10 protein-coding genes are annotated in these 8821 nt (G+C 53.4%); 4 read left to right on the top strand and 6 right to left on the bottom strand.

Annotation, left to right across the window (positions count from 1 at the left end; translation table 11 throughout):
- Window positions 1–46: 46 nt before the first annotated feature.
- The 5 genes from Z945_RS0110105 to Z945_RS0110125 all read right to left on the bottom strand — a co-directional run bounded on the left by Z945_RS0110105 (window position 47) and on the right by Z945_RS0110125 (window position 4887).
- Window positions 47–2347, bottom strand: coding sequence for a hypothetical protein (locus Z945_RS0110105; RefSeq protein ID WP_025051988.1), 2301 nt, complete (start codon window positions 2345–2347; stop codon window positions 47–49).
- Window positions 2344–3213 (bottom strand): flagellar motor stator protein MotA, encoded by an 870-nt coding sequence (motA, locus tag Z945_RS0110110; protein ID WP_025051989.1) that lies wholly within the window; start codon window positions 3211–3213, stop codon window positions 2344–2346. The genes Z945_RS0110105 and motA overlap by 4 nt, the downstream gene beginning before the upstream one ends.
- A 157-nt stretch (window positions 3214–3370) precedes the next feature.
- Window positions 3371–3988 (bottom strand): MotE family protein, encoded by a 618-nt coding sequence (locus tag Z945_RS0110115; RefSeq protein WP_025051990.1) that lies wholly within the window; start codon window positions 3986–3988, stop codon window positions 3371–3373.
- Between the two features lies 1 nt (window position 3989).
- A complete protein-coding gene (locus Z945_RS0110120) occupies window positions 3990–4388 on the bottom strand; it encodes a hypothetical protein (RefSeq protein ID WP_025051991.1) in 399 nt (132 codons plus the stop codon).
- A 10-nt stretch (window positions 4389–4398) separates the two neighbouring features.
- Window positions 4399–4887 carry a flagellar basal body-associated FliL family protein gene (locus tag Z945_RS0110125; RefSeq protein WP_025051992.1) on the bottom strand — a complete coding sequence of 163 codons (489 nt, stop codon included), beginning with the start codon at window positions 4885–4887 and terminating at the stop codon, window positions 4399–4401.
- Between the two features lie 106 nt (window positions 4888–4993).
- Here Z945_RS0110125 and fliF point away from each other — a divergent pair, with 106 nt between their 5' ends.
- The 4 genes from fliF to fliP are packed head-to-tail and all read left to right on the top strand — an operon-like array spanning window position 4994 to window position 8256.
- Window positions 4994–6640, top strand: coding sequence for a flagellar basal-body MS-ring/collar protein FliF (fliF, locus tag Z945_RS0110130; protein ID WP_241434488.1), 1647 nt, complete (start codon window positions 4994–4996; stop codon window positions 6638–6640).
- Window positions 6640–7239 (top strand): FliH/SctL family protein, encoded by a 600-nt coding sequence (locus Z945_RS0110135; protein ID WP_025051994.1) that lies wholly within the window; start codon window positions 6640–6642, stop codon window positions 7237–7239. The genes fliF and Z945_RS0110135 overlap by 1 nt, the downstream gene beginning before the upstream one ends.
- The gene (locus Z945_RS0110140) at window positions 7232–7516 is read left to right on the top strand and encodes a FliM/FliN family flagellar motor switch protein (RefSeq protein ID WP_025051995.1); all 285 of its coding nucleotides are present in this window, start codon (window positions 7232–7234) and stop codon (window positions 7514–7516) included. The genes Z945_RS0110135 and Z945_RS0110140 overlap by 8 nt, the downstream gene beginning before the upstream one ends.
- Window positions 7517–7530: 14 nt before the next feature.
- On the top strand, window positions 7531–8256 hold the full coding sequence (fliP, locus tag Z945_RS0110145) for a flagellar type III secretion system pore protein FliP (protein WP_025051996.1): 726 nt from the start codon (window positions 7531–7533) through the stop codon (window positions 8254–8256).
- Between the two features lie 29 nt (window positions 8257–8285).
- On the opposite strand, the gene Z945_RS0110150 is transcribed toward fliP, so the two are convergent.
- Window positions 8286–8821, bottom strand: a 536-nt coding sequence (locus Z945_RS0110150) for an IS3 family transposase (RefSeq protein WP_025051997.1), incomplete at its 5' end; no start/stop codon positions are given.

Consider the following 8821-nt stretch of genomic DNA (forward strand, 5'->3'; position numbering starts at 1 on the left):
GAAAGGTAACTCAGCGCGGGTGGTTCACAAATTTCCATTTTCAGCATTATTGTCCGATAGATGATGGACCAATCCGAGTTTCAGGGGAATTCAGCATGTTGGAAAGTGCATCGCGAGCGGAGGCGCTTTCATCTATTGCTGCCGTGGTGCGGGCCAGCATTCCACTAATCTCGGCAGATGGCGGAATGGCGCTGCCATCGAGCGCAAGAACCGGACTGAAGACGGTATCATTCGTCAATGCCAGCGCTTCGGTGTCCTCAGCCAGCCAAGCGGATTGAATTGCTGCAGGCGCATTCTGCAAGTCATTGTAGATGGCATAGGCTTCCTTATGGGCACCAGCCATTTCTTTGGCTGACGCCCGCAGGGCATCTGCGGTCTCGCCGGAAATCTCTGCTAATTCAGATTGCGCACGCATTGGTTGACCCAAATCCAGAGCAATTCGCCCTGCAAGTATCTGTCGTTGCTCGTTGCGTGGGTGGGTAGGGACGCTCCCGATCACCTCTTCCGCTTGAAGGCTAAAGCCAAGATCGACCAGCCGGTGGGCCAAATCCAACTTGGGTCGTATGGGTAGCTTTTTGATGTCTTTTGGAGATTGCGCAAAGACATGGTCAAGAAACACCACATCGTTTGCTGTGGCGGTAAGTTCTTCCAAGAGTTGAAGGCGCAATTTGATAGATGCTGGTTCGTCATCAGCGCCACCCAATGCGATGCTTGCCTCTATTGCGCGGTCAAATTGGCCAGACTTAACCAAGGCGAGTACATGCGCTCTGCGCAATTCTGCGCCTAACTCTGAACCGCTTAGTTCTTTTGCATAGGCTTCGACGAGGCCTGCGGTTTCAACATCAATCGGCTGGTTGGCGCTGAGGCGAGCGTCTATCAGGGCAATCAATGCCTCCGGCGACTGTTCGGTATTGTCTTCAACCACAGCAGCCAAAGTCGCAGTGCCACCTTGCACATCGCCATCCTCAATCTCGATACTCGCTTGCGCCAGTTTTGCGGGCGGGTTCAAAGGACTGGGCAGCCGTTGAAGATTGCGCAAGGCCGAAGCTGCGGCTTCTGTATCACCATGGGACAGAAACCGTCGACTCAATGCAGGCGCGAGAAATTGTCTCAGGTGCACCGGTTGCTTGTTCAGGGCCAGCAGCGCAGGCTTTGGATCGATTGTTTTCGCAACACCAATGGTTGGCCTTGCAAGTATCGCCCATAGTGCAACATCTGATGTACAGTCGAGCAACTGTGGTAGATTGCTTTCGGGCCGCGCCTCTCCATGCTCCATAATGTGTGCAATATCAATCAGCATCGAATGCTGAGACGCCAATGCAGGATCAAGCTCCAATACCTGAATAGCTTCGGCACCAAATCCATAATGTAGATATAGCTTCGCCAACTCCAAAGCTGCGGGCAGGTTCAATCGGTCAAACTCGCCATAAAGTGCTTGTCGCACTTTGCCAGTTTGCTGGATAAACCCACTGTCATTGACCCAATCGGCGGGATTGATCAGTGCATCCGCAGGACACTGTAAACCAGATAAAGACTGAGTTTCTTGTGCCCCCAGTTCAAGTTCCGGAATGTCGCGGCTTGAGGAGATACGCATGTTATTCACAAGCCCGCCAACGACTTCTGGCTTTTTTAGAGTTTTCGCTCTGAGTTCGATCGCCGGATCGGCTTGCTTGCTCTTCGCGCTTGGCACTGGCGCACCGGGGAGCGGGGTCAACATGCCGCGTGTCGCAGCGGTGCCAAGCTCTCTCGCAAGCCTTTGCTGAATCTCCTCTAACGTATCCTCTTCCAACTGCGACAGAGGGCTTCGGGCGAGGATAGGCAGTGTTTCAGGCGTCAAAGCGTCAGGTTTGCGAGGTGCGATCAGAGGCAAGGTCACTGAGTTCGACTGTGCAGGAGGCATTTTTACACTGTCTTCGCCAACTGAAACCACAGCCTCCACCTCTTCTTCTGCAGGATGGTTTCGTTTAATAAACGGTACTGTGCGGCTGACACCTGGCGATGTGACATCGATAACAATGAACCGTTCTTGCGCGACGAACGGAGCCACCAAACAGTCGCACCCGAGAGTTAGCATAAAGCCGTTATCTAATAGATTGATTTTTGCGATCCGGGCGCGAGGAATAAGGTCAAACACCTCGCTGATATCAAATCCCTTTTGCGGTACAGGTAAGACAATTTTTACTTCACGATCAATGTGACTAATGCTCCATTCTGCGCCAATCGGAAGAGGGGCAACCAATCTGGTGAAGCCCCGATGTTCACCAGAAAGTATTTTTGCCTGCTGGGCTGCCACACTCATAGGCATTGCAAAAAAGATCAAAAAAATGAGAATGTAACGTATCTTCATGCTGCATCCTGCTTGACAGCTTTCAAGGCTTCTTCAAGATCCGAGAAACTGGGCCGAGTGTGCGAGGGCGTGTTCTGTCGACCAACTTCAATGCAAATATTTGTTGCGTGATTGTGCAGATTGGCGACCAGAACTTCGCGGATCAATTGATAGAAATGAGCCTCGTCCTCGGTCACATCTTTTACTTTTGCCGCGAAGGGGCCCACCAGACCATAGGCCAGAAATACGCCCAAAAAAGTACCGACTAGAGCGCCACCGATAAGCTTGCCCAAGACCTCTGGCGGTTGATCAATTGACGCCATCGTTTTGATGACACCCAAAACCGCAGCAACGATTCCCAGCGCAGGGAGACCGTCGGCCATCGTTTGCAAGGCATGGCTGGAATGAAGGGCATGATGGGCATTCGCCTCCATCCGTTTTCCCAGAACTTCTTCCACCTGATGTGGATCATCGTAGTTCATGGAAGCCGACCGCATGGTGTCGCAAATGAGTGCAATCGCCTCTTTATCCGTTAGGATACGAGGGTATTTTGAGAATATCGATGAGTCGCTTGGCGCTTCGATGTGTTCCTCAATCGCAACAGGGTTTTGTCGCGCCAGACGGATCAATTCAAACAGAAGGCAAAGAAGATCACGATAATCGTCTGCCTTCCACTTTGGCCCTTTGAAAACCTTTCCCACGTCTTTAATGGTGTGCTTGATGGCCGGCCCATCATTACTGATCAAAAAGGCACCAATCGCTGCACCGCCAATCATGGTCATCTCGAAAGGCAAAGACTTGAGGATGATGCCCATTTTGCCCCCGGCAGCAAGATAGCCGCCAAAAACCATAACAAAAATTGTGATGATACCAATGATGCCGATCATGAGGGGTCCAATGCGTTAAATGTCTGCGGAACCATCACAAATAGGCGTTAAAAAAGTCTCAGGATTGTAGCAGAAAATTGCACTGATTTAATCGACTGCAAACAAACTTTCAGCATTGGATGCGCTACAGTTCCTCATTGCTTTAATGACCCAAGACTCAACTCTTCGGAGCATTTGCGTTTCGCCCGGCCAAGATTACGCTTATCGAGTAGGCAACATCCGGTGGGAGCCCAGTCATGACCGCAGCGGCGTAATCTGGTCGCATTCTTCCCAGAAAACCAGCAGCAAAATCGGGCTCCATTGTTGCGAAAAGAGCTGCTGCATCTTTTGGTTTCATGTTTTCATAGACAGCGGTCAAACGCGCCAGATCGTCTTCTGCGGCACCATCCGTAAGGGATAGCGTTCGGCGCAGATTTGCCTCGGCCTCTTCTAGCATCGCTAGCCGTTTCGTGATTTCTTTATCTGCTACCGCTAAAGCTCTCGTTCGTATTTCGATCTGCTTTTCCAGTGTGCGAACCCGGGTCTCCCGCGCCTGTAGTGCTTTCAAAAGCCCACCGACTTTTGTACGGTTTAGGGGAGCGTCCCTTACTTGTTCCTCAGCACCTTGTACCGTTTCTTGTTCTTTCAGCGATGCAGCTTCGGGTTGAACCGCTTCAGCAATGGCACTGCCGGCACCCGGGCCCAGTCGTAAGAGTGCTGACAAAAAAAGCATTATGGCAATCAAAAGCACAGTGCCCCGTCCGCTGCGTCGCAATTTCGATTTCCTTTTCTTCATCCTAGTTTACTCCACCTTCGACCCGACGTCGTGTAAACATTGGCTCTGCTGGAGCCGTCGGTGGCATGGGCGTGGGGCGTTCCGGTACATCAGGCTTTGGTGCGGTTTCAGCCGCCTCCGGCAAGTCGTGCAACGACGCCATTTGCATTTCCAGCTGCCGGGAAGTGGCTTCAGCCCGATCCACAAGCTCTGTCAGTGTCGTTGCTGAGGCGCCTGCCGAGTTCTGCGCAGCCGTCAGGGTCTTGGAAAGGTCATCCACTTGAGCAGACAAAACCGCGACCGCTCCACCGACCCCTTTTTCCAGGTCATTGAAACGGTTCAGCCGTCGCCCAAGTACAAGGCAGTAGAACCCCGCACCAAGCGCGCCGGCAGCCAGTAAGATATCAGCAATCAAATCCACGTCGTGCCTCTCAGTTCAGTACAAATTCCATGATCAGAAGATCTTTGATATTGTCAGCGCCCGCGACCACCTGCACGCGGCGAAGCATCTGCGCTCGCAATCGGGTAAGTGCGGCTGGGTCCTCAAGATCGCGCGGCTCCAGCGCTCGCAGATAGCTGTTCAACACGTCGATCACGCGGGGAAGAAGCTTTTCCACAGTTTCCTGCGCGAGAGCAGGCACTTCTAGGGTCGCTCTGAACATCAAATGGTTCGCGTTGGATGGTGCGCGCATCGAAATGACCAAAGGATCAACGTCGACATAGGAAACGTCCGGACCTGGTTTGATCTCGAGTGTCTCTTCCGCCTCGGCTGTCTCCGGCCCATCACCGAGAATCATTCCGCTCCAGGTTGCGTAGAAGCCACCGCCGCCACCGGCCAAAGCCAGAACCAGCCCAATGATCAGAGGCAGTTTCGACGCCTTCTTGGGTTTTTCGTCTTCTGTTGTATCAGCTTCGGGCATTTTGCATCCGTTTCATGTTGTTGGATCGCTTATAGAACCGATTGCACTAACCGAATGTTAAGCCCGATCGTTCATCTCTTGCCCAACGCCCGGCAGAACGCAGGGTATGACGGAGGCAATTGTGCAGCAGTTACTGAAAGTCTGGATGCAGCTTGATCTGCGCCGGCAAATAATCGTGATCCTCGCAACCGGGGCGATGTTCTTTGCTGTGATCGCTATGTCACGCATGGCAACGGCACCTAGTATGACGTTGCTTTATGCCGGGCTGGAAAGTGGTGCCGCCGGCGATGTCGTCCGCGCGCTGGAGCAGCGGGGCGTCACTTTTGATGTACGCGGTGGATCGATCTTTGTTGATTCCGCTGAGCGTGATCAACTGCGCCTTACGCTGGCAAGCGAGGGTTTGCCGGCCAACAGTAACCGAGGCTACGAGCTCCTGGATACGCTGACCGGATTTGGCACAACCTCCCAGATGTTTGATGCAGCCTATTGGCGCGCAAAAGAGGGCGAACTGGCACGCACCATCGTCGCCAGCCCGCAGATCGCAATGGCCCGCGTGCATATTGCGAGTACAGGTTCCAACCCTTTTCAAAGAGGCGTCACCCCCAAAGCCTCCGTTTCCCTGACCGCGAATGGCAGTGGTGTGACACCGGCCCAGGCCAAGGCGGTGCGCTTTCTCGTGGCGTCCGCTGTAGCAGGATTGTCTGCCGATGATGTCGCGGTCATTGATGCGAACGGTGCCCTGATCGGCCAAACAGATGATGCGACCCCTGCAATTGGCGGCGATGATATATCGCAAGTGTTGCGCGACAGGGTGCAACGTTTGCTCGAAGCGCGGGTGGGTTTTGGCAATGCGGTGGTTGAGGTGTCCGTCGATACAGTCACGGAAAGTGAAGCGATTCGCGAACGCGTCTTTAACCCGGAAAGCCGTGTCGCGATCAGCACTGATACCGAAGAACGTACGAATACCTCGACAGATGGGGGCAATGGCGATGTCACTGTAGCAAGCAATCTACCTGACCAGGAGGGCGGCGGAGCAGGCGACAGTTCTTCTTCGCAAAACAGCGAAACGCGCGAGCGGGTCAATTATGAAGTATCTGAGACGGAGCGTGAGGTGGTACGGGCCCCAGGTGCTATCAAACGCGTCACCGTCGCGGTCCTGGTCAACGAGCCGATGGTGACTGATGCAACCGGCGAAACAGTCGCAGATCCGCGCGGTGAAGAGGAGATGCAGGCGTTACGGGAGCTTGTCTCCTCTGCCGTGGGCTTTGATGAATCACGCGGAGATATTATTACAATTAAGTCTATGGCACTTCTTTCGGTGCCGCCCACCGGCACGATTGCTGAAACTTCTCTGCTGAGCCAGTTTGACATTGATTTGATGTCTGCCATCCAGATGGCGATTCTCGCTTTGGTCACTTTGATCCTTGGCCTGTTTGTCATCCGTCCGGTACTTTCGCGCCCGGATGCGCCTGAGCCCGGTCCAGTAGCTGCGCTCCCCCCCGGTCCATCAGATGAAAAGATCGCTGATAGTGCAGCACTTGATGGAGAGTTAGACGATGGCAGTTTCGAATTGCCACCGCTTGATATGGGGGGCTCCTTTGAAGGAGACACCGGCGATTTGCCGAGTTTTCCAATAATGGGCGGCAACGATGAGGATCCGGTAAGCAGATTGCGGAACATGATCGGAGAACGTCAGGAAGAGACAGTTGAAATTTTGCGCAGCTGGCTCGAAGAGAAAGAAGAGAACGCCTGATGTCCGTTTCTCACCGCTACCAAAGTTTTGATGTGGATGCTTCCGCGATTGGCACAGGTTCGAACCAAACTGATGATCAACTCGAAGATATTCGCCTGACCGGTTTCGAGGCTGGTTACCAAGCGGGGTGGGAAGATGCGGTGAAGGCCCAAGTCGACGCTGACGCCAAGCTTACAGCAGATTTTGTAAACACATTGCAGGATATGTCTTTCACCTATCACGAAGCCTACGCCAAGCTGAACGAAGGGATGAAACCCCTGTTTGCTCAATTGGTTGCCAAGCTCTTACCAGAGGTCGCGGCACAAAGCCTGGGTGTCCACGTTCTTTCGCAGATCAGTGCTTTGACTGCTGCGGAGAGCGGTTCGACCATCGAGATCGTTGTATCTCCTGCAAAGGAGGCGGCAGTGCGGAAGCTATTGGACGATCAGGCTGCGGTCCCCTTTGTGTTGGCGACCGAAGCCTCTATGACCGCCGGTCAGGTGTATCTGCGCGCGGGCAGCACCGAACGAGAAATCAACCTTGATGCAGTTCTTAAAGGCATCAGTGACGCGATCAGCGCATTCGTACATACCGCACAAGAGGAGCCTAAAGATGGTTGAACAAACGACAACCGCTGCCGAACCGGCAAACCCATTCACCGCCGTCCCGATTGAAGTCAGCGTTTGCGTTGGCAAGGCCCGTCCCCTGATCCGCGATCTAATGGCTTTGGGCGAGAATGGTCTGTTGACGCTCGATTCCCGTGTGGATGACCCTGTTGAACTTTATGTAGGGGAGCGTTTGATCGCGCGCGGCATGCTGGAAGAGAAAGAGGGGGATACATCTGGACAACTTGTTGTCCGCCTGACCGAGATTCTTCAGTTGCAGCCAGAAAGGTGAGGTCTTCCTGCGCGCTGCGCATATCGTTCATTCTGTTTCTGACCCTGGGCTTTTGGCCCGAGGCGGCGAGTGCGCAAGACTTTTCTATTTCTTTGGGAGATGATGAATCTCTTTCGGCCCGCACCATTCAGCTATTTGCATTGGTCACAGTCCTTAGTATCGCGCCGGGGCTCGCCATTATGGTTACCTGCTTCCCTTTTTTGGTCACTGTCTTATCGATTCTTCGGCAAGCGATCGGGCTCCAACAATCACCGCCGAACATGTTGATCGTGAGCTTGGCTCTTTTTCTGACCTATTTTGTTATGGAGCCTGTCTTCACGGCAGCCTGGGAAAACGGAATCGGCCCCCTGACGAACGAACAGATCGACGCTGAAACTGCTTTCATCCGAACGCTAGAACCCTTTCGTGGTTTCATGGCTGCAAGAATGGATCCCGATACCTTTTTTGCAATGGCCGAATTGCGACCCGACACAATCGATGCGCAACCCAACTCGGACGCGCCCCTGTCCGTCTTGGTACCCAGTTTTCTGCTGTCCGAAATCTCGCGGGCTTTTCAAGTCGGCTTTCTGATATTTCTGCCGTTCCTTATTATTGATCTGGTTGTTGCAGCGATCCTCATGTCGATGGGGATGATGATGGTACCGCCAGCGATTGTATCGCTGCCGTTCAAACTTGCATTTTTTGTCGTTGCAGACGGGTGGAGCTTGATTGCAGCAAGCTTGGTGCGCAGCTATTTATAATAGCAACGAACTGAGGTGCCCCTAGTTTCCTAGACGCTTGCCTCGTTCATTTTCCTCTGTTCTGTTTCATAGTCAATTGGCGACAGCATTCCGTTGTTGGTGTGCTTGCGGGTCGGGTTGTAAAACATCTCGATGTAGTCGAACACGTCCTGCCTTGCTGCGTCGCGCGTGGTGTACGTTCGCCGCCTGATGCGTTCCCGTTTCAGCAAGTGAAAGAAGCTCTCGGCGACTGCGTTATCATGACAATTCCCGCGCCTACTCATGCTGGCATCCAGATAGTGTTTGCCGAGAAACGATTGCCACTCTTTGCCGGTGAACTGTGACCCCTGGTCGGAATGGATCATGACCCTGTGCTTTGGTTTGCGCCGCCATACGGCACTCAGCAATGCCTGCAAGGCCAGATCAGTTGTCATTCGGGATTGCATCGACCAGCCCACAACACGCCGTGAGAACAGGTCGATGACCACAGCGAGGTACGACCAGCCTTCATGGGTCCTGATGGAGGTAATATCGGTCACCCAAACACGGTCAGGGGCATCAACTTCGAACTGCCGATCCAGCGTGT

Source organism: Sulfitobacter noctilucae (genome assembly GCF_000622365.1).
Classification (GTDB): domain Bacteria; phylum Pseudomonadota; class Alphaproteobacteria; order Rhodobacterales; family Rhodobacteraceae; genus Sulfitobacter; species Sulfitobacter noctilucae.